Source organism: Pseudonocardia sp., assembly GCF_050246655.1.
Lineage (GTDB): Bacteria > Actinomycetota > Actinomycetes > Mycobacteriales > Pseudonocardiaceae > Pseudonocardia.
Map to the genome: position 1 here is coordinate 1 of NZ_JBFWVQ010000103.1, position 20,610 is coordinate 20,610.

Annotated in this window: 20 protein-coding genes; 9 read left to right on the forward strand and 11 right to left on the reverse strand. The window is 73.1% G+C overall.

Features of this window, described 5'->3' with window-relative positions:
* The 4 genes from AB7J25_RS24415 to AB7J25_RS24430 all read right to left on the reverse strand — a co-directional run.
* Positions 1–254, reverse strand: a 254-nt coding sequence (locus tag AB7J25_RS24415) for an RNA polymerase sigma factor (protein ID WP_428512534.1), incomplete at its 3' end; no start/stop codon positions are given.
* A gap of 100 nt (positions 255–354) precedes the next feature.
* Positions 355–762 (reverse strand): SCO5389 family protein, encoded by a 408-nt coding sequence (locus AB7J25_RS24420; protein WP_428512536.1) that lies wholly within the window; start codon positions 760–762, stop codon positions 355–357.
* Positions 763–867: 105 nt separating this feature from the next.
* The gene (locus AB7J25_RS24425; protein WP_428512538.1) at positions 868–2,226 is read right to left on the reverse strand and encodes an NtaA/DmoA family FMN-dependent monooxygenase; all 1,359 of its coding nucleotides are present in this window, start codon (positions 2,224–2,226) and stop codon (positions 868–870) included.
* 9 nt (positions 2,227–2,235) lie between these two features.
* Positions 2,236–3,366: an LLM class flavin-dependent oxidoreductase gene (locus AB7J25_RS24430; RefSeq protein ID WP_428512540.1), complete on the reverse strand. Its 1,131-nt coding sequence runs from the start codon at positions 3,364–3,366 to the stop codon at positions 2,236–2,238.
* 257 nt (positions 3,367–3,623) lie between these two features.
* Here AB7J25_RS24430 and AB7J25_RS24435 point away from each other — a divergent pair, with 257 nt between their 5' ends.
* Positions 3,624–4,793 (forward strand): LLM class flavin-dependent oxidoreductase, encoded by a 1,170-nt coding sequence (locus tag AB7J25_RS24435; protein ID WP_428512542.1) that lies wholly within the window; start codon positions 3,624–3,626, stop codon positions 4,791–4,793.
* A 7-nt stretch (positions 4,794–4,800) separates the two neighbouring features.
* Here the strand turns inward: AB7J25_RS24435 and AB7J25_RS24440 are convergent, their stop codons facing one another.
* The 4 genes from AB7J25_RS24440 to AB7J25_RS24455 form a co-directional block, all read right to left on the reverse strand.
* Positions 4,801–5,661 (reverse strand): TauD/TfdA dioxygenase family protein, encoded by an 861-nt coding sequence (locus tag AB7J25_RS24440; protein ID WP_428512544.1) that lies wholly within the window; start codon positions 5,659–5,661, stop codon positions 4,801–4,803.
* 68 nt (positions 5,662–5,729) lie between these two features.
* Entirely contained in the window at positions 5,730–6,578 is an 849-nt protein-coding gene (locus tag AB7J25_RS24445; protein ID WP_428512546.1) for an ABC transporter ATP-binding protein, read from the reverse strand.
* Positions 6,562–7,611, reverse strand: a complete 1,050-nt coding sequence (locus AB7J25_RS24450) for an ABC transporter substrate-binding protein (RefSeq protein ID WP_428512548.1) — start codon at positions 7,609–7,611, stop codon at positions 6,562–6,564. Before AB7J25_RS24450 ends, AB7J25_RS24445 begins: the two co-directional genes overlap by 17 nt.
* Complete coding sequence (locus tag AB7J25_RS24455; protein WP_428512550.1) at positions 7,608–8,471, reverse strand: ABC transporter permease; 864 nt, start codon at positions 8,469–8,471, stop codon at positions 7,608–7,610. The genes AB7J25_RS24450 and AB7J25_RS24455 overlap by 4 nt, the downstream gene beginning before the upstream one ends.
* Before the next feature lie 696 nt (positions 8,472–9,167).
* Between AB7J25_RS24455 and AB7J25_RS24460 the strand changes: the two genes are divergently transcribed.
* From AB7J25_RS24460 to AB7J25_RS24480, 5 genes are all read left to right on the forward strand, one after another.
* Positions 9,168–10,292: a sulfate ABC transporter substrate-binding protein gene (locus AB7J25_RS24460; protein WP_428512552.1), complete on the forward strand. Its 1,125-nt coding sequence runs from the start codon at positions 9,168–9,170 to the stop codon at positions 10,290–10,292.
* The gene (gene cysT / locus AB7J25_RS24465) at positions 10,292–11,164 is read left to right on the forward strand and encodes a sulfate ABC transporter permease subunit CysT (protein WP_428512554.1); all 873 of its coding nucleotides are present in this window, start codon (positions 10,292–10,294) and stop codon (positions 11,162–11,164) included. The genes AB7J25_RS24460 and cysT overlap by 1 nt, the downstream gene beginning before the upstream one ends.
* Positions 11,164–11,973, forward strand: a complete 810-nt coding sequence (gene cysW / locus AB7J25_RS24470) for a sulfate ABC transporter permease subunit CysW (RefSeq protein ID WP_428512556.1) — start codon at positions 11,164–11,166, stop codon at positions 11,971–11,973. The genes cysT and cysW overlap by 1 nt, the downstream gene beginning before the upstream one ends.
* Positions 11,970–12,980, forward strand: coding sequence for a sulfate/molybdate ABC transporter ATP-binding protein (locus AB7J25_RS24475; RefSeq protein WP_428512558.1), 1,011 nt, complete (start codon positions 11,970–11,972; stop codon positions 12,978–12,980). Before cysW ends, AB7J25_RS24475 begins: the two co-directional genes overlap by 4 nt.
* A gap of 117 nt (positions 12,981–13,097) precedes the next feature.
* Entirely contained in the window at positions 13,098–13,535 is a 438-nt protein-coding gene (locus AB7J25_RS24480; RefSeq protein WP_428512560.1) for a protein-tyrosine phosphatase family protein, read from the forward strand.
* Between the two features lie 25 nt (positions 13,536–13,560).
* Here the strand turns inward: AB7J25_RS24480 and AB7J25_RS24485 are convergent, their stop codons facing one another.
* Positions 13,561–14,001 (reverse strand): VOC family protein, encoded by a 441-nt coding sequence (locus tag AB7J25_RS24485; RefSeq protein WP_428512562.1) that lies wholly within the window; start codon positions 13,999–14,001, stop codon positions 13,561–13,563.
* A gap of 122 nt (positions 14,002–14,123) precedes the next feature.
* Positions 14,124–15,107 carry a zinc-dependent alcohol dehydrogenase gene (locus AB7J25_RS24490; protein ID WP_428512564.1) on the reverse strand — a complete coding sequence of 328 codons (984 nt, stop codon included), beginning with the start codon at positions 15,105–15,107 and terminating at the stop codon, positions 14,124–14,126.
* 106 nt (positions 15,108–15,213) lie between these two features.
* On the opposite strand from AB7J25_RS24490, the gene AB7J25_RS24495 reads away from it, so the two are divergent.
* Positions 15,214–17,079: a threonine/serine exporter family protein gene (locus AB7J25_RS24495; RefSeq protein ID WP_428512566.1), complete on the forward strand. Its 1,866-nt coding sequence runs from the start codon at positions 15,214–15,216 to the stop codon at positions 17,077–17,079.
* Between the two features lie 29 nt (positions 17,080–17,108).
* A complete protein-coding gene (locus AB7J25_RS24500) occupies positions 17,109–17,636 on the forward strand; it encodes a nitroreductase/quinone reductase family protein (RefSeq protein WP_428512568.1) in 528 nt (175 codons plus the stop codon).
* On the opposite strand, the gene AB7J25_RS24505 is transcribed toward AB7J25_RS24500, so the two are convergent.
* Positions 17,633–19,810: a phosphatase domain-containing protein gene (locus tag AB7J25_RS24505; RefSeq protein WP_428512570.1), complete on the reverse strand. Its 2,178-nt coding sequence runs from the start codon at positions 19,808–19,810 to the stop codon at positions 17,633–17,635. The genes AB7J25_RS24500 and AB7J25_RS24505 overlap by 4 nt on opposite strands.
* Before the next feature lie 204 nt (positions 19,811–20,014).
* On the opposite strand from AB7J25_RS24505, the gene AB7J25_RS24510 reads away from it, so the two are divergent.
* The gene (locus tag AB7J25_RS24510; protein ID WP_428512572.1) at positions 20,015–20,242 is read left to right on the forward strand and encodes a PLD nuclease N-terminal domain-containing protein; all 228 of its coding nucleotides are present in this window, start codon (positions 20,015–20,017) and stop codon (positions 20,240–20,242) included.
* The last annotated feature ends 368 nt before the right edge of the window (positions 20,243–20,610 follow it).

Consider the following 20,610-nt stretch of genomic DNA (forward strand, 5'->3'; position numbering starts at 1 on the left):
GCCACGAACACCTCCTGCACGACGTCCTCCGCCAGGGTCTCATCCGCGCAGATCCGACGCGCCAACGAGTACGCGCGGGCGCCCCATCGGTCGTACAGCTCGGCGAGGGCCTGCGAGGCGCCCTCGGCCACGGCACGCAGCAGTGACTCGTCGGACGCCTCGCCCGCCGGGACGCGCGGCCCGACCGCGCCGGGCCCGGCAGAACCCGGCGTCCGTCGGTCGCGCGCGCCCGAGGCATCGGCGGCAGGGTCCACCACGAGGCTCCTCACCCACGGCGTTCGCTGCAACATAGCCATGGGTTCACCGCGCCGGCCCCGCGACCCGATCCCGCGCCCTTCGGCGGCCCGTGGCGCGTCAGCAGTTCAGCAGCTCCGGGCGTTGGTTGAGCAGCTGCGCGCGGGGGGAGACGAACGCCTCGTACTCCGCAGTGGCGTCCGGCCGGAAGAGGCCCACCTTGCAGCAGTTCTGGAAGGCCAGCCGGACTCCGAAGTGCCGCTGCACCGCGCCGCGCATCGCGTCGCTGGCGACCAGGCGGAACACCTCGCCCCAGCTTGCGTCGTCCGGGGGCACCTCCAGGTTCTGTGCCGACGCCGCACCGGTCGTCTCGAGCTCCTTCGCCAACCGCTCGACCATCCCCCACGCGTAGGGCAGGGACTCCCGGACGCAGTCGACGAACTCCTCCTCGCTCACCGGACCCTTGCGAGCCCGCTCCTGCAGTGCTGGCGACACCGTCAACGACACGACGACCTCCTCGACGATCAACCCGACCGCGCCGACGCTACGGACGCCGTCGATCGGACCGGAACAGCCGACCGGGTGATCTTGATATGCACGAATGCGCACGTCAGAGCCTACGAACGCGGCGGATCAGCTCGGTGCCGCTTCGGTGTGGCGCAGCGCGAGCCCGAGGTGTTCGCGCAGTGTTGTGCCGGTGTACCCGGTGCGGAACGAGCCGCGCTCCTGCAGCAGCGGGACGACGGTGTCGGCGAACTCGTCCAGCCCGCCCGGCGTGATGTGTGGGACGAGCACGAACCCGTCCGCCGCGTCGGCCTGGACGAACTCGTCGATCGTGGCGGCGACGGTGGCGGGGGAGCCGACGAACGTCTGGCGCGCCGTCATCCGGACGACGACGTCGCGCAGCGAGAGCTTCTCGGCCTCCGCCACCGCTCGCCACCGGTTCGCCTCGCCCACCGGGTCGCGGTACATCCGCACGCTGGCCCGGCCCTTCGACACGGTGCTCTCGCCGACGATCGGGTCCTCCGCCGGGAGCGGGCCGTCCGGGTCGAGGTGGCCGAGGTCGCGGTTCCACAGCTGCTCGGCGAACTTGATCGCCGTCTGCCCGCTGACCTGCTGGTAGCGGACCTCCCGCGCCTTCTCCTCGGCCTCGGCGTCCGTGTCGCCGAGGACGAAGGTGGCCGCAGGCAGGATCTTGAGGTCCTCGGGTGCACGGCCGTACCGGGCGAGGCGGCCCTTCACGTCGGCGTAGAAGGCCTGTCCCGCCTCCAGGGTGGCGTGCCGGCTGAAGATCGCGTCCGCGTCCGAGGCGGCGAACTCGCGGCCCTCCTCGGAGTCGCCTGCCTGCAGGATCACCGGGCGCCCCTGGGGGCTGCGGGGGACGGCGAAGCGGCCGCCGATGTCGAACTGGTCGGAGGTGAAGGAGAACCGCCCGGCGTCGGGGTCGCGCAGGAACGTGCCCGACCCGGCGTCCGCGACGACCTCGTCACCCGCCCACGAGTCGAACAGCACCCGCGTGGCGGCGAGGAACTCCTGAGCCCGTGAGTAGCGCTGTTCGGCGGGCAGGAACCCGGCGCGGCGGAAGTTCTCGCCGGTGAACGCGTCCCACGACGTCACGACGTTCCACGCCGCGCGCCCGCCCGAGAGGTGGTCGAGCGTCGCGAACTGCCGCGCCACCTCGTAGGGCTCGTTGAACGTCGAGTTGATCGTCCCGGCCAGGCCGAGGTGCTCGGTGACGGCCGCGAGCGCCGCCAGGATCGTGAACGTGTCGGGTCGACCGACGACGTCCAGGTCGTAGATCAGGCCGTTCTGCTCGCGCAGCCGCAGGCCCTCGGCGAGGAACAGGAAGTCGAACAGCCCCCGTTCGGCGGTGCGTGCGAAGTGGGTGAACGACGAGAACTCGATGTGGCTGCCCGCCGCGGGGTCGCTCCACACGGTGGTGTTGTTGACGCCGGGGAAGTGGGCGGCGAGGTGGATCTGCTTGCGCGGCACGGTGATCCCTCAGACCTGGTCGGCGTAGCGGTTCGCGGGACGGGACAGGCCGAGCAACCCGCGCAGGGTGGCGGCCTCGTAGGCGGTGCGGTGCAGGCCCCGACGCTGCAGCTCGGGCACCAGCGCGTCCACGATCAGCGGCAGGTCGTGGGCGTGGGTGGCGGGGCGCAGGCGTACGCCGGACAGGCCCGCGGCGTGCCACTCCTCGATCAGGTCGGCGAGCTGCGCGGGCGTGCCGGCGACGATCCGGGCGTCGCTGGTGAGCTCCGCCCCGGCGAGGGTGTCCAGCCGGTCGAGCCGGGCAGCGGCCGCCTCGGCGGTCGGGTCGAGGACGACCAGGAGGTCGCCGAGGACGTGGACGGTGTCGCGACCCGCGATCTCGCGGGCCGCGTGGATCGCGCCGAGGATCCCGGGGATGTCGGCCGTCTCCTGCGGAGTGACGAACCCCACATCGGCGTGCGTCCCGACCAGCCGGAACGCGACCGGGACGTGTGCCAGCGCCGCGACGATCGGTTGCCCCTGCGGCGGACGCGGCGTGATCGACGGGCCGCGGACGGAGAAGAACCGGCCCTCGAAGTCGATGTAGTGCAGCTTCTCCCGGTCCACGAACCGGCCGGTGGCGGTGTCGCGGATCTCCGCGTCGTCCTCCCAGCTGTCCCAGAGCCTGCGCAGCACCTCGACGGCGTCCCCGGCCTCGGCGAACAGCTCGTCGCGGTCGGGGGCGGCGCGGCGGCCGAACAGCGCCGCCTCGTCCGGGCGTCCGGTGACGCGGACGCGGACGCCGGCGCGCCCGGCGGAGACGTAGTCGAGCGTCGCGATCGCCTTCGAGATGTGGAAGGGCTCGGAGTGGGTGACGACGGCGGTGGGGACGATGCCGATCCCGCTGGTCGCCGGCGCGACCCGCGCGGCGACGAGCGTGGCGTCGAGCCGGCCGCGGACCTGGTCGGTGCGGTCGTCGGGGGCCTGCATGCCGTAGCCGTCCTCGATCGTGACGAGGTCGAGCAGGCCCCGCTGCGCGAGCAGCACGAGGTCGGTCCAGTAGCCGGCGGTGAACAGCTCCCCGGCGCGGGCACCGGGTTCGCGCCACGACGCGGGGTGCCAGCCGGTTGCGTCGAGTGCGACGGCGAGATGAAGGGACATGCGGGCGCTCCAGGGGGCGGGGGGACGGGGGACGACCCGCCGTCAGTGCCCCGGAGGCGAGCCGTAACCGTCCAGCCACCGCCGCGCCACGAGCACGCACACCGCGTTCCACGGGGTGTGCCCACGGCCGTGCGCTGCTGGCCGCACGCTGCCTCCCCTCCGGATCCCGCTGACCTTGCGAGGCTATGCACCGGCGTCCGGTCGGTGTCAAGCCGCCGCGGGTTGAACGCTCACCGACCCGTGGGTACGTTCCGTCCGTGGACGCGCGGGACGGCACCGGCCCCGTGAGCCGGCCCGTCCCGCTGTCCGTCCTCGACCTCGCGCCCGTGCCCCGCGGCGGCACCGCGGCGGAGGCACTGCGGCACACGATCGAGCTGGCCCGCCTCGCCGAGGCCACCGGCTACCACCGCTACTGGGTGGCCGAGCATCACCTCGTGTCCGGGGTCGCGTCGTCGTCCACCCCGGTCCTCGTCGCGCTGGTCGCCGCCGCGACCGAACGGATCCGGGTGGGGTCCGGCGCGGTGCAGCTGCCGAACACGCCGCCGCTGCTCGTCGCCGAGCAGTTCGGCACCGTGGCGCAGCTGCACCCGGGACGGATCGACGTCGGCCTCGGCCGCTTCGACCTGGCGCACCTCCTGGCTCGGCGTTCCGGGGGAGCGCGCCCGGACCCGCCGCCCGCGCGCGTCGTCGACGGGCTCCTCGTCCCGACCCCGCCCCGGTTACCGCCGGGCGACCTCACCGCGCTGGAGGCGCTCGCCGCCCACCTGGGCGTCACGCCGGGCGAGCCGAGCCCCGACTACGGCGAGCAGGTCGACACGATCGCCGACCTGTTCGCCGGCCGGACCGTCGCGCCCGGCGGCCGTCCGCTCGTCGCGCACCCCGCCGACGGCGCCGACGTCCAGCTGTGGGTGCTGGGGTCGAGCGCGGGGGAGAGCGCGCGGGTCGCGGGCACCCGCGGCCTGCCCTTCGCGGTGAGCTACCACATCGCGCCGAGCGCGGTGCTCGACGCCGTCGAGGCCTACCGGGCCGCCTTCCGGCCCTCGGCGCAGCGGCCCGAGCCGTACGTGCTCGTGTCCGCCGACGTCGTCGTCGCCCCCACCGACGAACGGGCTCGGGAGCTCGCCGCCCCCTACGGCCAATGGGTGCTCGGCATCCGGACCGGCATCGGCGCCCAGCCCTACGTCACCCCCGCGGAGGCCCGCGCCCGTGCCTGGACCGCCGACGAGCGGGCTGCGGTGCAGGACCGGATCGACACGCAGGTCGTGGGATCGCCCTCGACCGTCGTCGAGCGGCTGGCCACGCTCGCCCGGGTGACCGGCGCCGACGAGCTGCTCGTCACGACGATCACGACCGACCACGCCGACCGGGTCCGCAGCACCGAGCTGCTCGCGAAGGCCTGGGCCGGGCGGAGCACGGCCGCCGCCTGAACCGGGCTCAGCCCGGCCCGACGCCCACCGGTGCGTCGCCGCGCAGCGTGATCCGGTGCATGACGCGGCGGGTGTCGCCGTAGTCGCGGTTGGCGTAGTGCGCGGTGGAGCGGTTGTCCCACATCGCGACGTCGCCCGGTGCCCACCGGTGCCGCACGATGTGCTCCGGCTTGGTGAGGTGGGCGAAGAACAGGTCCAGCAGGTAGCGGCTCTCCGCGTCGGAGACCCCGTCGATGCGGATGGTGAAACCTGGGCTGACGAACAGCGACCGCCGCCCCGTCTCGGGATGGACGCGCACGACCGGGTGCTGCACCTGCTCCAGCGTGGTGTAGGTCTCGCCCTCCCACTGGGAGCCCTGCCCGCCGCGGCGCTGCGCCAGGTAGTAGCCGAACTCCTGCGATCCGTCGTGCACCGCCGTCAGCTGGTCGGCCAGGCGGCGCACCGGCGCCGACAGCGAGGCGTAGGCGAGCTCCAGGTCCGTCCAGCTCGTGTCGCCGCCTGCGGGCGGCAGGGTGACGGCGCGCAGGATGGAGCCCAGCGGCGGCTGCTTCACGAACGTCACGTCGGTGTGCCAGACGTCGGAGAAGCCGTCGTCGGCGCTGTCGAGCGCGTAGATCTCGGTGTGCGCGTCGTCGAGGCCCGGCACGACAGGGTGGGACGGGGTCAGCTCGCCGAGCCGGTTGCCCAGCGCGACCTGGCTGTCCGGGTCGAGGTGCTGGTCGCGGAAGAACAGGACCTTGTGCTCGGTGAGTGCGGACCGCACCGCGACGACCTGCGCGTCGTCGGCGGTGGCGAGGTCGAGGGTGACGAGCGCACCGAACGCCGGGCCCAGCCGCTCGAGCCGGAGTGCGGTGGAGGTGGATGTCATCGGATGTCCTCCTGTACGGCCGCTACGCGGCTGTCTCCATGGCCGCTACGCGGCTGTTTCAATGGCCGCTACGCGGCTGCGGCCTTCACGGCGTGCCCGACCTCGGCGCGCAGCGCGGCGTACTCGGCCGATCCGCGCAGCTCCTCGGGGTCGATCCCGGACCGCGGCAGGTCGATCGTCAGGTCGAGGGCGATACGGCCCGGGCGGGCGGTGAGCACGATGATGCGGCTGCCGAGGAACACCGCCTCGTCGGCGCTGTGGGTGACGAACACGCTGGTGCGGCCGGTCTCGTGGCTGACCGTGCGGACGTCCTCCTGCAACCGCTCGCGGGTCAGCGCGTCGAGGGCGGCGAACGGTTCGTCGAGGAGCAGCAGCGGGGTGTGCCCGGCCAGCGCCCGCGCGATCGCCACCCGCTGCTGCTGACCGCCGGAGATCTCCCAGACCTTGCGGTCGGCGGTGCCGGTCAGCCCGACCCGGGCGAGCAGGCCGTCCCGTGCCGCGGCCCGGTCGGCCCTGCCGACTCCGGCGTAGCGCAGGGCCAGCTCGACGTTGCCGCCGACGGACCGCCACGGGAACAGCCGCGGCTGCTGGAAGACCACCCCCGCGCTCGCACCGGGCACCGGCTCGGCGCCGGACACGGTGACCGTCCCCTCGGTCGGCCGCTCGAAGCCTGCGATCAACCGCAGCAGCGTGCTCTTGCCGCAGCCGGACGCGCCCACCAGGACCAGGAACTCGCCGGGATCGACCTGCAGGTCGACGGGGCCGAGCGCCTGGACGGGCGCCTGCCTGCCGGCGTAGGAGTGGGTCACGCCGGCGACCGAGATCGACCCGCTGGCGCCCGACGGCGTCGCGGCGAACGGCGCGGGGGACGCGTCGAGCTGGACCGCCCCCCGCCCGTCCTCAGCCCGCGAGGACACCGGGCAACCCCTTCGTGTAGACCGCGTCGCGGAACGTCGCCAGGTCGGGTGCGGCCGGGATCTGCCCCTGGTCGGCGAGGAACTGCGCGGCGTTCTGCAGGTTCTGCGCGACGTTGCCGGGTGCGCCGTCGGTGCCCAGCCACTCCGCCGACGTCAGCTCGGCCTCGGTGAGGTAGACGCCCTGCCGGAGCTGGCTCGCCGCGTCCTCCGGCGTCGTGCCGAGTTCGGGGGCGATGGCGGCGGCGGCCGCCTGCGGGTCGTCGTGGATCGTGCGCAGCGCCCGGGTCTGCACCTGCCGCCAGGTGTCGACGACGTCGGGGTTCGCCTCGGCGAACTGCCGCGACACGACTCCCAGGTCGAGGGTGGGCTTGCCGGCGGTGGCCAGCTCGCGGCTCGTGATCAACGTCGTGCCGTTCTTGCGGAGCTGGTCGAGGGTGGGCAGCCACGTGTAGACGGCGTCGACGTCCCCGCGGTCCCACGCCGCGAGCGATGCCTGCGGCTGCAGGTCGACGAGCTGGACGTCGGTGGGTGTGAGCCCGGCCTGCTGCAGCGCGGCGAGCAGGCTGTAGTGGGCGGTGGAGGCGAACGCGGTCGCGATGCGCCTGCCGCGCAGTCCCTCCACGGTGGTGATCCCGGTGTCGTTGCGGGCGACGAGCGCCTCGTTGTCGCCGGCGACGTCGAGCACGAAGGCCACGTCGTACGGGATGTTCAGGGGGGCCGAGAGCCCGCGGGCGACCGGGCTCGACCCGATCGCGCCGAAGTCGATCTCGCCGGCGATGAACGCCGTGTTGATGTCGGCGCCGGAGTCGAACTTGGTCCACTTGATGGTGAAACCGGGCAGCGCGTCCTCGAGCCAGCGGTTGTGCTTGACTACCAGGTCGCCGCTCGGGAAGGCCTGGTAGGCGAGCCGGATCGTCGGCTTGGAGCTGTCCTGGCCTGCCGGCCCGACGGCGCAGCCGGACAGCGCCAGGAGCCCCGCCACGGCGGCGACCAGCAACCGGGTGAATCCGGCTCGGATCGGAACCTGTCTCATGCCTTACCCCTCCAGGGAATGCTGCGCCGCTCGACCGAGCGGAGAAGTCCGTCGATGACCAGTCCGGAGATGCCGATCGCGAAGATGCCGACGAGCACGACCGGGGTGTTGTTGTAGTTGCTGGCGTCCTTGACCATTCCGCCGACGCCGGGAATGCCGTTGAAGAGCTCCGCCGCGACCACCGACGAATAGGCCATGCCCACCGCCAGCCGGATTCCGGTGAACGTCTCCGGCAACGCCGACGGGACCACCACGTCCCGGATCACCTCGCGCGGGGTGGCGCCGAGCGCTTTCGCCGCCTCGATGAGGCTCACCGGCGCTGCGGCGACGGCGGCGGTCGTCGCGACGGCGGCAGGTGGGAACGCGGCGAGGGCCAGCAGGGTCACCTTCGGGGCCTCGTCGATGCCCAGCCAGATCACCAGCAGGAAGAAGTAGGCCAGCGGCGGGAGCGCGCGCAGGAAGGTCAGCCACGGCTCCAGCACCGACCGGACCCAGCCGATGCTCCCCATGGCCAACCCGACGATCACGCCGACGACCACCCCGAGCAGCACGCCCGCGAACACCCGCCGCAACGTCATGTAGAGGTGCTCCCACAGCAGGTAGCCCTGGTAGCCACGGGCGCCGTCGTGCGTGGTCGAGACGTCGACGAACGCTTGCCACACGGTGGCCGGGTAGGGCACGAACGTCTCGTTCCAGATCCCGCTGGCGGCGGCGAGCTGCCAGAGCGCGAGGAAGACCACGACGGAGACGATCGGCAGCGCCGCCCGTCCGGCGGCCGGCGCCTCCGGTCGCCATCGCTGCCGTGGAGGGGGATCGGGGCGGCCGGGGGCGTCCGCGACGGGGCTGATCGAGCTGGACATCTGTCTCTGTCTCTCTTCCGCAGGCGGATCGGCGCGCACGAACGGCCCACGAAACGGTGGGTGAGAATGCGCACGGACAAGGGCGCACGAGGACGCCGGGGATGGCGTCAGATCGGAAGGTCCGCAGCGACCGGCGACGCGTCGCGCGGCGTCATGCCGGCTCGATCAGCGACAGCAGAAGGCCGAGCAGAGTCGGCACAGGTCGACGGTGATCCGCCGGACCAGGAGGCTGCTCGACATGGGTAGTTCCTACCCGACGCCGCTCACCGCGGGCAATAGCACGGGCAACAGCGGTGCCGGAACGGCCGGACCCGGCCATATCGTGGCGCGGACCGGACCGTGACGCACGACACCGGATATCTCCCACGGGATGGTGCAGCGCGGAATCCCTTGCTAGCTTGCCGTCCGTGACCGGTAGCCGCCAGACGATCCCGCGATTCCGCGTGGTGTTGATCGCTGTGGGCTACCCGTCCGTCACGGACCGCGACTGTCGCTGACGTTCGGCGACGCGCGTCGTCGCGTCGCCACCGCGTGGATCCCGGTCTCCTGACCGCGATCCCGCGATGGACCGGTCCCGTCGCCACGGTCGCCGTCCGGCCGGTCTCCTCGCTGTCGAAACTCGCCAGAACACGCCGCCAGAACGCCATCCGGCTCGTCGCGGAAAGCTGCTGCATCCCCGCGCGGAGAGGCCCATCCATGTCCAGACCCATGCCCGTGCCCCGGGCACGGCGACGTCCGCGAGCGCGGTCGCTCGCCGCCGTGCTCGCCGCCGCGTCCGTGCTCGCGACCGCCTGCGGCGGGGGATCGACCGACGAGCCCGGCGGCATCGACATCTCCAGCGGCGACCACCAGCTCAAGCTGGTCGCCTACGCCGTGCCGAAGGTCGGCTTCGACGAGATCATCCCGGCGTTCCGGGAGACCCCGGCCGGTGCGGAGATCGGTTTCTCGCAGTCCTACGGGGCCTCCGGCGACCAGTCCCGCAAGGTCGCCCGCCACGTCCCGGCGGACGTCGTCAACTTCTCGGTCGAGCCGGACATCACCCGCCTGGTCAAGGCGGGCGTCGTCGACAAGGACTGGAAGGAGCAGTTCCCGAACCACAGCATCCCGTTCGGTTCGGTCGTCTCCTTCGTCGTCCGTGAGGGGAACCCGAAGGGCATCCGGGACTGGGACGACCTGCTCAAGCCGGGCGTCGAGGTCATCACGCCCAACCCGTCCAGCTCGGGATCGGCGAAGTGGAACCTGCTGGCCCCGTTCTCCGCGGTGAGCGACGGCGGCAGCGATGTCGAGGCCGGCCTGGACTACGTCCGCGCGCTGGTGCGCGACCACATCAGGGTCAACCCGAAGTCCGGGCGGGAGGCGACGACCGCCTTCCAGCAGGGGCAGGGCGACGTCCTGCTCAGCTACGAGAACGAGGCGATCTTCCTGCAGCGGCAGAACGCCACCGCGCCGCCGACGCAGCGGATCGAGTACATCACGCCGCCGCAGACCTTCAAGATCGAGAACCCGGTGGCGATCGTCAACACCACCGAGCTGCGGCCACAGGCGGAGGCGTTCATCGGGTTCCTGTTCAGCCCGGAGGGCCAGCGAGTGTGGGCCGAGACCGGGTTCCGGCCGGTGGACCCGGCGATCGCCGCCCAGACCGCGAGCCTGTTCCCCGGCGAGATCGACACGATCTACACGATCGACCAGCTCGGGAAGATCCTCGGCAGGGGCGCCGGTGCGAACGGCGCCGACCTGTCGGGCTGGTCGGCGGTCGACACCGTGCTGTTCGGGCGTTCCGGCTCGATCACGACGATCTACGAGACCCGAGGGGCCGACTGATGAGCGCACCCGTACTGGAGAAGGCGGGACCCCCGCCCGCCGGTCCGACACCACCCGCACCGCCGCGACGGCGGCGCCGGCCCGGCAGCGCCGGGCCGCTGAGCCTGGGTATCGCGACGCTGTGGCTCAGCCTGATCGTGCTGCTGCCGCTCGCGGCGATCGCGGCGAAGTCCGTCGAGGACGGGCTGGCCGCCTTCTGGGCGGCGATCACCAGCGAGGCCGCCCTCGACGCCTTCCGCATCACGATCTGGGTCTCGCTCGTGGTCGCCGCGATCAACCTCTTGCTCGGCCTGGTCGTCGCCTGGGTGCTGGTCCGGGACGACTTCCCGGGCAGGAGGTTCGTGGACGCGATCATCGACCTGCCGTTCGCACTGCCGACGATCGTCGCGAGCATCGTGCTGCTGGGGCTGTACGGCCCGAACTCGCCGGTCGGGATCCACCTCTCGGCGACGCAGCCCGCGCTCGTGATCGCGCTGCTGTTCGTGACGCTGCCGTTCGCGGTGCGGCAGGTCCAGCCGGTGCTGATCGAGCTGGAGCGCGACGTCGAGGAGGCCGCCGCCTCGCTCGGCGCCCACAACCTGACGATCTTCTTCCGGGTGATCCTGCCCGGGCTGGTCCCGGCACTGCTGACCGGAGCCGGGCTGGCGTTCACGCGGGCGATCGGCGAGTTCGGCTCGATCGTGCTCGTCGGCGGCAACATCCCGGGCGAGACGCAGGTGGCCTCGCAGCTCATCCAGCAGCAGATCGAGATCGACGCACCGGTCAACGCGGCCGCGATCTCGGTCGTCCTGCTGCTCATCGCGTTCGTCGCGCTGACGGTGCTGCGGCTGGTGAGCACCCGGGCGCTGCGGCGGGGCGGGGGGCGGGCCTGATGCGCCAGTCGACGTGGTCGCGGCTCACCCTGCGCGCCGTCGCGCTGCTCTACCTGCTCGTCCTGCTCGTCGTGCCGATCGGGATCATCCTCTACCGCTCCTTCGAGCACGGCATCGTCCAGTTCTGGGAGTGGATCACCACTCCGGCCGCGATCTCGGCGCTGCAGCTGTCGCTGCTCATCGTCGCGATCGTCGTCCCGCTCAACGTCGTGTTCGGTGTCTTCACGGCGGTGGCGCTCGCCCGGGGCGGCCGGTTCCGCGGCCGCGCGTTCCTCGAGGCCGTCGTGGACCTGCCGTTCGCGGTCTCGCCGGTCGTCGCAGGCGTGGCGCTGATCATGCTCTGGGGCGCGGGCGGCTGGTTCGGCGGCATCGAGAGCCTGGGCTTCCGGGTGATCTTCGGGCTGCCCGGCATGGTGCTCGCGACCCTCTTCGTCACCTTGCCGTTCATCGTGCGCGAGGTCGAGCCGGTGCTGGAGGAGATCGGCGAGGAACAGGAGGAGGCGGCTGCCACCCTCGGCGCCACGACGTGGCAGACCTTCTCCCGCATCACCCTGCCCGCGATCCGGTGGGGCCTGATCTACGGCGTCATCCTCACCGTCGCCCGGTCCCTCGGCGAGTTCGGTGCCGTGATCATGGTGTCCTCCGGCTTCCCGGGCATCTCCCAGACCCTCACCCTGCTGGTCCATTCCCGCTACATCGACGACTACAACGAGTTCGGTGCCTACGCCGCCGCCACGCTCCTGATGCTCGTCGCCGTCCTGATCCTGATCCTGATGAACCTGCTGCAGCGCACGAGGAGCCGAGCATGACGATCTCCGTCACGGGAGCCAGCAAGCGGTACGGGGACTTCGTCGCGCTCGACGACGTCTCGATCGAGATCCCGGAAGGCTCGCTGACCGCGTTGCTCGGGCCGTCCGGCTCCGGGAAGTCGACGCTGCTACGGGCCATCGCCGGGCTGGACCAGCCGGACTCCGGCACGATCCGGATCTTCGGCGAGGACGTCACGAACCTGCCGCCGCAGAAGCGGGGCATCGGGTTCGTCTTCCAGCACTACGCGGCGTTCAAGCACCTCTCGGTGCGCGACAACGTCGGGTTCGGGCTGCGGATCCGCAAGCGGCCCAAGCCGGAGATCGCCGCCAAGGTCGGCGAGCTGCTCGAGGTCGTCGGCCTCGCCGGGTTCGCCGACCGGCTGCCCTCCCAGCTCTCCGGCGGGCAGCGCCAGCGCATGGCGCTCGCGCGCGCGCTCGCCATCGACCCGAAGGTCCTGCTGCTCGACGAGCCCTTCGGCGCGCTCGACGCAAAGGTCCGCGCCGACCTGCGCACGTGGCTGCGCCGGCTGCACGACGAGGTGCACGTGACGACGGTGATCGTCACGCACGACCAGGAGGAGGCGCTCGACATCGCCGACTCGATCGCCGTGCTGAACAAGGGGGCGATCGAGCAGGTCGGGAGCCCGACCGACCTCTACGACAACCCGAACAACGAGTTCGTGTTCTCGTTCCTCGGGTCGGTCTCGACGGTGGCGGGAAAGGCGGTACGGCCGCACGACCTGCGGCTGGAGCGGGTCCGTCGCGAGGGCGCCCTCGCCGCCGAGGTGGTCCGGGTGGTGTTCCTCGGGTTCGAGGTGCGCGTGGAGCTACGGGAGCCGGGCAGCGAGGACACGTTCGTCGCCGAGATCACCCGGGGTGACGCCGCCGCCCTGCGCCTCAATGTCGGTGACGAGATCTACGTGCGCCCGCTGAAGATCGCGGACGTGGAGGTGGCCGAGGTGGAGGAGGCCTTGCGAGCGCAGGCGGTGAGCCCCGGCCCGGCCTGACGACGGGCGTTTCTCCGGCAGCGTCGCGCGCACCGCGGCGGCTCGTGACCGCTCGTGACCGGGAAGGGTCTGGGAGGATCGCCACCGCTTCCTGCCCGATCCGAAGGAGTGCGCCGGATGGCCGGCTCGTGGACGCGCAACGACGCCGGCGTCATGGTGCTTCCGTCGGGCCGGTTGGTTCGTGGCCGCGCGCTGCGCGGACCCGCTCCCGCGGGGCCGTCGCCGGAGTTCGGTCTGTACCTGCTCGGCAGGCGACCGCCTCCGGTCGGCTGGGAGCACGGGTGGGTGAGGTGGCCCGATTTCTGGCTGCCTGCCGACCGGGACGCCTTCGCGAGGCAGCTGCGCGAGCTGCTGGAACGGTCCGGCGGCGAACGGGTCGAGGTCGCGTGCGGCGGCGGTCTCGGGCGGACCGGGACCGCGCTGGCCTGCCTCGCCGTCCTCGACGGCGTCCCGGCCGACCGAGCGGTCGACTACACCCGCGAGCACTACTCGGCGCGCGCGGTGGAGACGCCGTGGCAGAAACGGTTCGTCCGGCGGTTCAGGGCCCACAGCTGAAGCGCGGCGGACGGCGGAGGGCCGCTCAGGTCTGCATGAAGAACAGCTCCAGCTGGATGTTGTCCGGGTCCCGGAACACCAGCACGGAGTACTTCACGGGATCGTCCGTGTCGGTCACCCCTCCGTGGGGGATGCCGAGGTGGTCGAGCCATGCGGCCCAGGAGTCCAGGTCCGAGCGGGCCGGGACGGCGATGCCGATGTGGTCCAGACCGGTGCGCGTCTCGTCGGCCGGCTCCCCGCCGTTCGCGATGTTGTGGTGCAGCCCGATCATCACCCCGGCCGCGGGGTCCGCGAGCACGACCGCGTAGCCGGTCTCCTCGTTGCCGTAGTGCGGGAAGCGCGGCGGGATCCGCTCCAGGCCCAGCACGCGCTGGTACCACTCCGCGCTCGCCTCGACGTCGGTGACCGTCGGGGAGAAGTGGTGGAGGCCCGCCAAGGGCGGTCGCTGGCCTGCCGTCTGGGTCATGAGGACTCCTCGGGTGGATCGTCATCGTCGGCGTTCCGGAGCCCTCGGTAGTCTTCGCGCCCCCCGTGCCGGGGGACAATCGGCCATTTCGACGACGCGGGCGTGCCGGGTGGGCCGTCGGCTCAGAACGAGATCGACACCTTGAGCACCCCGTCGCCGCAGGTGTCGGCGAGCCGGAAGGCCTCCTCGATCTCCTCCGCCGGCAGGACGTGCGACAGCAGTGGCCGCACGTCGATGTCGCCCTGACGGATGTGCTCCAGCGCGTCGCGGAACGACGTCAGCCCCGGCTCGGCCTGGGCGCCGTGGGTCGAGAAGGCGGTCAGCTTCCGCCGGAAGAACCCGCGGAAGTCGATCGGCACGGGATCGTGCGTGTCGGGCAGCCCGAACCAGTGCAGCCGACCGCCGGTGCGGCAGCACGAGATCGACTGCAGGAGCGTCTCCTTGCGGCCGACGGCCTCGACGACGAGGTCGGCCCCCTCGCCCGCGGTGTGGTCCAGGACCACCTCGGCGAGGTCGTCGACGCGGGCGTCCACGGCGACGTCGGCCCCGAAGTGCGCGGCGGCGGCCAGGCGGGAGGGCGACCGGTCGGCCACGATCACCTGGCTCGCACCCGCCCGCTTCAGCCACCACGCCCAGAACATCCCGGCCGATCCCTGCCCGATGACCGCGACGGTCCGTCCCGCCACGTCGGTGGGGTGCCGGCGGGCGGCGAACACGACGGTGCCCAGCTGCTGGGCCATCAGCACCTCCGCGAGCGGTGGGCACCCGCCATCCAGCCGGACCGTCGAGCTCGCGCGGACCCGCTGCCATTCGGCGAAGCAGCGGGCCTGCGCCACCGGCGGCACCACGAGCACCCGGTCGCCGGGCGTGAAGGCCGTCGATCTCGACTCCACCACCTCACCGACGCCCTCGTGGCCGGGATAGCCCGGTGCCCACAGCTGCGGGTCGGTCTCCACGCCGTGGTTGACGATGTGCAGGTCGGAGCCGCAGATCGACGCGAACCGAGTCCGGACGAGCAGGTCGCCGTCGTGGGGCGGCTCGATCGGTGCGTCGACGGCGACCATCCGCCCCCGGTCGACCAGCAGCCCGGCTCGCGTCGTCCGCATCCGTGCTCCCTCCGCGCCCGCCCAGACTGCACCCTCGCGCTCGTCGAGCACAGGCCGCCGGTCGCCACCCTCGCCGCCGCCGGTCATCGATGACACCATTCCCCCGATGCCGGAGGCGCCCGTGGACCGCCACCCCGTTCGCGCGAGGATCGGCGCGGTGTCGCCCCTGCACCGGGCCGGCACCCGGCGCGGGCCCGGACCGGTCCTGTGCTCGGTGGCGTGCCTGCTGATCGTCCTCACCGCTCTGGTGGGCTGCTCGGGTCCCGTCGCCGCCCGGATGCAGCTCGTGGCTCCGTCGGCCACCACGCCTCCGGCCATCCCTCCGACCACGCTCTCGCCGACGCCCACACCGACCCCGACACCGTCGCCGACCACCCCGCCGACTCCGCCGACCTCGCCGACCCCCACGACCACGCCGGGCCCGCCGACCGGCGCGACCACGACGCCCGGGCCGTCCACCCCGACGACCGGGCCCGGCGACGACCGGGACGCCACCACGCAGGCGCCCACCACGCGCCCGGCGCCTTCGACGGTTCCGGCCCGGCCCGCGACGCCTCCCGCGGTGACGGCGGCGGACCACTCGCCGCTGCTGATCGGGTCGGCCGTCCTGGTGCTCGTGGCGGCGATCAGTGCGGCGGGGCTGCTCGTTCGTCGCGCCCGGTCGGACCGGCCCGCGGCGGTGGCGCCCGTTCCGGGCGCAGGCGCGCCGTCGGCCCCGGCCCCGGTCGCCGCCTCCGTGGTCATGCTGGCCGAGCTCGGTGAGGCGATGCTCGACTCCGGCTACGACGTCGAGAGCGTGCGCGAGGCCGTGGCGGACGTGGCCGCGGTCAACGGCATCCCGCGTGCGGAGATCATCACCCTCCCCACTGCCATGTTCGCCTCGGCGATGGCGGACGGCAGGCTGGAGACGAGCGCCGTGGCGACCGGTGGCGTGGCGCTGCACCTGCACCAGATCGAGGACCTGAGCGCCGTGGTGGCCGACGCCCGCGTCGGGCGGATCGACCCCGCGACCGCCCGGGAGCGCGTCCTGGCGATCCGCGCCGAGCCCCCGGTGTTCGGCCCGCTCACCCGCGTCGTGGGCAACGTCCTGGCGGCGGCCGGGTTGGCCGTCCTGCTCGGGGGCGCCTGGGCGGACATCACCATCGCCGCGACGCTCGGCGGTGTGGTCGGGGTGCTGCTCCTGGTGGAGCTCCCGCAGCGCTACCAGGTACTGGTCGTCCTGGCCGCGGCGTTCGTCGTCGCGCTGGTCGTCTTCCTGGTCGCGCGCACGGGGCTGCCTCTGGTGGTCCTCCCGTCGCTCATGGCGCCGCTGGTGACCTTGCTGCCGGGCGCGGCGCTCACCACCGGTGCGGTCGAGCTGTCCACCGGACAGATGATCTCCGGGGCGGGCCGGATCGCGGCGGGCGGCATGCAGCTGGTGCTGCTGGCGCTGGGCATCACCGGGGCCGCGGCGCTCGCCGGTGTCCCGGTGATCGAGCTGGACACCCCGCCCCAACCGCTCGGGCCGCTGGCGCCGTGGATCGCGGTCGCGGTGTTCGGCGTGGGCATCCTCGTGAACCGCTCCGCGCGGCCCCACTCGGTCGGCTGGATCCTGCTCGTCCTCTACGTCGCCTACGGTGCCCAGGTCGTCGGGGACGCGCTGTTCGGCAGCGTGCTCTCGGCCTTCGTCGGTGCCGCGGTGATGACCCCGGTCGCGGACGTGATCTCACGCGCGCCCGGCGGGCCGCCGACGATGGTGAGCTTCCTGCCCGCCTACTGGCTGCTCGTGCCCGGTGCCGTGGGGCTGGAGGGGGTCACCACGCTGCTCGACGGCGACGCCAGCGGGCTGTCCACCCTCACCACCACGCTGACGACCATGGTGACCATCTCCCTCGGCGTGCTCGTGGGCTTCGGGGTCTCCACGATCAGCCGTGGCGTGACGGAGCGGCGGCGCGCTTCCCGCCGGGCAGCAGAGCCCCCCGCGTCTCGATGAGCGGGAGCCCCGGGCGGGAGACTCGGCGGGTGCGTCCCAGGAGACCGAGGTTCTTCACGACCGACTCCGCCGCCGCCGAGCGGCTCCGACGGATGTACGCCGGCGGGCACGCGGACTCCGGGGCGCGTGCGTACGCGCGCTTCTGGAACCGGGTGATGCGCCTGGGGCTGCTGCCCCGGCGATGGGTGGTGCTCGAGGTGCGGGGGAGGAGGTCGGGCAGGCTGGTGCGCGTGCCCCTCGGCATGGCCCGGTATGACGCGCGCTGGTACCTCGTGTCGATGCTCGGCGAATGCCATTGGACGCGAAACGTGCGGGCCGCGGACGGCCGTGCGGCGCTGCTGCGGGTGCGCCGTCACCCCGTCCAGCTCACCGAGGTGCCGGTCCCGGAGCGCGGTCCGATCATCCGTGAGTACCTCCAGCGCGTGCCGGGGGCGCGGCCGCACATGCGCGTGGCGCTCGACGCGCCGCTCGAGGAGTTCCAGGCCCTCGCGCCCACCCACCCCGTCTTCGCCGTCGCGCCGCGCGAGGAGCAGGGCGCCCGCCGTCGCGCACGCTAGTAGGTGCGCTGCATCCGCATCCGCAGCGGCCGCCCGTCCGGATCCAGGAAGCGGCGGTAGGCGGGCTGGGTCAGCCAGGGATGGGTGTCCGCCACGCGCGCCGCCGTCTCCGCGGGCCGCTGGGTCCGCAGGCGACCCGCGGGCCGCGGGCCGACCCGCCCGCCGTCGTACCAGGCGTCGAGCGCTGCGACGCTGCTGCGCACCGCCTCGGCGGCGCCGTCGGGATCGACCAGGGCGTCGGTCGCGTCGCCGGGGATCCCGAGATGCTCGGTCATCAGCCGCAGCCGCAGGTCGCGCGCGAAGCGGCGGGCCCCGTCGCCGAGCCCGCTCGGATCGGTAGGCTCGCGGGGATCCCGCTCCTCGTCGAGCACGGCGGCGCACAGCTCCGAGTCGTGGGTCCACGAGCGCAGGTTGAGGTTCGCGCTGCCGATGCACGTCCAGACGTCGTCGATGACGCACACCTTCGCGTGCACGTAGATGGGTACGCCCGCCTCGTTCTCGATGTCCAGGATCTGGACGCGCTCGCCCCCCGCTTCCTGCACCATCGCCAGCGCCTCGCCGTGGCCCAGGCGGGCGGCGTCGAGGTAGAGGGGCTGCTCGTTGTCCGGGAACCGGGGCACGACGACGACCACCTGCAGGCGGGGTGCCCGGTGCAGCGCTGCCGCGATCATGACCGCGACGTCGTAGGCCCAGAGGTACTGGTCCTCGATGTAGACGAGCCGCTCCGCCCGGGTGAGCGCCTTGGCGTAGGCACGGGCGATGGTGCGCTCGCCGCTGGGGGCGAAGGCGAGGTGGGGGCGGGCGGGATAGGTCCGCAGGATCTGGACCGCGCACGTCCCGCACCGGGGCGGATCGACCTGGTCGGCGGTCGTGGCCGGGCGCCGTCCCGCCCACCGTCTGCGGTACAGCGGGGCGGTGCGGCGCTCCCAACGCTCGTCGAACGTGTCCGCGACCTCGCGCGCGGCCGGGCCGCGCAGCTCGACCTGCACGTCATGCCACGGTGGGCGCGGCCCGTACCGCTTGCTCGACGGGGACGCCTGCGGGTCGCCGCGGTGGCGGCTGTCGTCGTTGCGGCCGGTGGCGAAGTCGATCCCGCCGAGGAACGCCACGTCCTCGACGGGCCGGTCGGTGTGCCGCACGGCGAGGAACTTCTGGTGGTGGCAGCCGAGCGGGTGGCTCCCCGCGTCGAGCAGGACGCGACCGCCTCCTTCGCCGACCTCGTGGGCGAGCCGTTGCTGCACCGACCGGAAGCACCCGACCAGGTCGGGGTAGGAGGCCCACAGCAGGCCGCGGACGGACGCCCCGCGCCGGGCGGCGTCCCGAAGCGCGCCGGCGATGGTCGGTGCGTCGGTGCCTGCGGCGAGTCGCTCGCCCGCATCCGCGCGCCACGCGGAGAACCGCACCGTGGTGCCGGGCCCGGCGGCGGCCAAAGCCGCGGTGGCGGCGCTGAAGTACGTGGTGCCGTCCACGAGGGGACGCGCGAGGTTCCCCTCGGTCCAGGCGCGGATGCGGGTGGCCGTGTTCCCGCGCTGGTCGGCGCTCAGCAGCCACGACTCCGGTCCCCTGAACCGCGGCGGCCCCGTCCCGACGCAGGACCACAGCTTCGGGGCCAGCTCCTCGGCGTTCGGGGCGGCGGCCACCGGCACGGCGCCGACGTGTTCGGGGAGCAGCCGGTCGGGTTTGACGACCCTGCGCAGGCCGATGGCCGCCACCCGCTGCGAGTCCTGCCCGGCGAGCTCGATGAACAGGGACGGATCCTCCTCACCGTCGTCGCCGAGCAGCACGAACCGCAGCTCGGGGCGCCAGGCGAGGAGGCGGTCGAGGGTCGCGCGCTTGTGTACCCACCGCCGCCCGAACAGCGCCCACGGTCGCAGCACGGGCGCCATCAGCGCCGTACCCGGCGGAAAGCCGTCGCGGCGCAGCATGGCCTTGACCGGTGCGGCGAATCCCTTCGGCAGGCCGGTGAGGTAGTAGATCTCGGATCCGGGCCGGTCCTGCACCAACGCTCGGACCAGGCCGGCCATGCCCATCACCATCCGGCGGTCGCCTGCGGTGCGGCCCAGCAGGTTGCGGACACGGCCGAACTCGCGCACGGCGGTGCCGAGCGGGAGGATGCCGTCGACGTCCAGGACGACGCCGATCGGCCCGGGAGGGGCAGGTTCGGGCTCCGCCATGCTGCGCCACCTCCGGTGTCCTGCGGCGTCGCACGCGTGGTGGGCGACGGTGTCGGCCCCGCGACGCTATGGAGCGCGGCCGTCCGTCGGGCTCACCCGAACGAGGTGACGGCACGCGGTGCGGCTCCTCTCGGCGCTTCGGCCGATTCCTGGTCGGGCCCGGGCGCGGTGGACCGACCGACACGTGCCTGACAGCCTGACGCGGTGAACTCGCGTCGCCGCTGGGCCGACCTGTCTCCCCGCACCCGAGCCCTGATCACCGCCGCCGGTGTCGTCCAGATCGGATTGCTCGTCGCCGCGCTCGCCGACATCAGGCGACGCGATCCCGCCGAGGTTCGCGGGCCCCGTTGGGCGTGGGCACTGGCCTCGTTCGTCAACTTCGTCGGGCCGATCCTGTACTTCCTCACCGGCCGCCGCCGGGGCGGCGCGTAGCCGCGGGCGACGGTGCGCGCCGCGGGCGACGGTGCGCGCCGCGCTGACTGGTGCACCCGCGTCCGCCCGCGCGGTGCTGGCCTGCGTGGGCGCGGTGGTGGTGCGGCGGGCCCGGGCGAGCAGTTCGAGGCCGCGGTAGCGGCGGGCATCAGCCATTCGTCGTTGTTCGGCGAGGACTGCCGCTCTCGGGGTGCCGGCGGGCCTGGACCATGACGACGGACTCCAACTCGCGGATCTCGGTGGACAACCCAGCAGCCGGCGCACCGCGGCGAGCGCCAGCTGGGCGCGTACTGGGTCGGTGCGGCGGGCCTTGAGCGCGAGACTGCGTGCGCGGGCCAACGCCGCCGCGCTGATTTGATCAGCTTCTG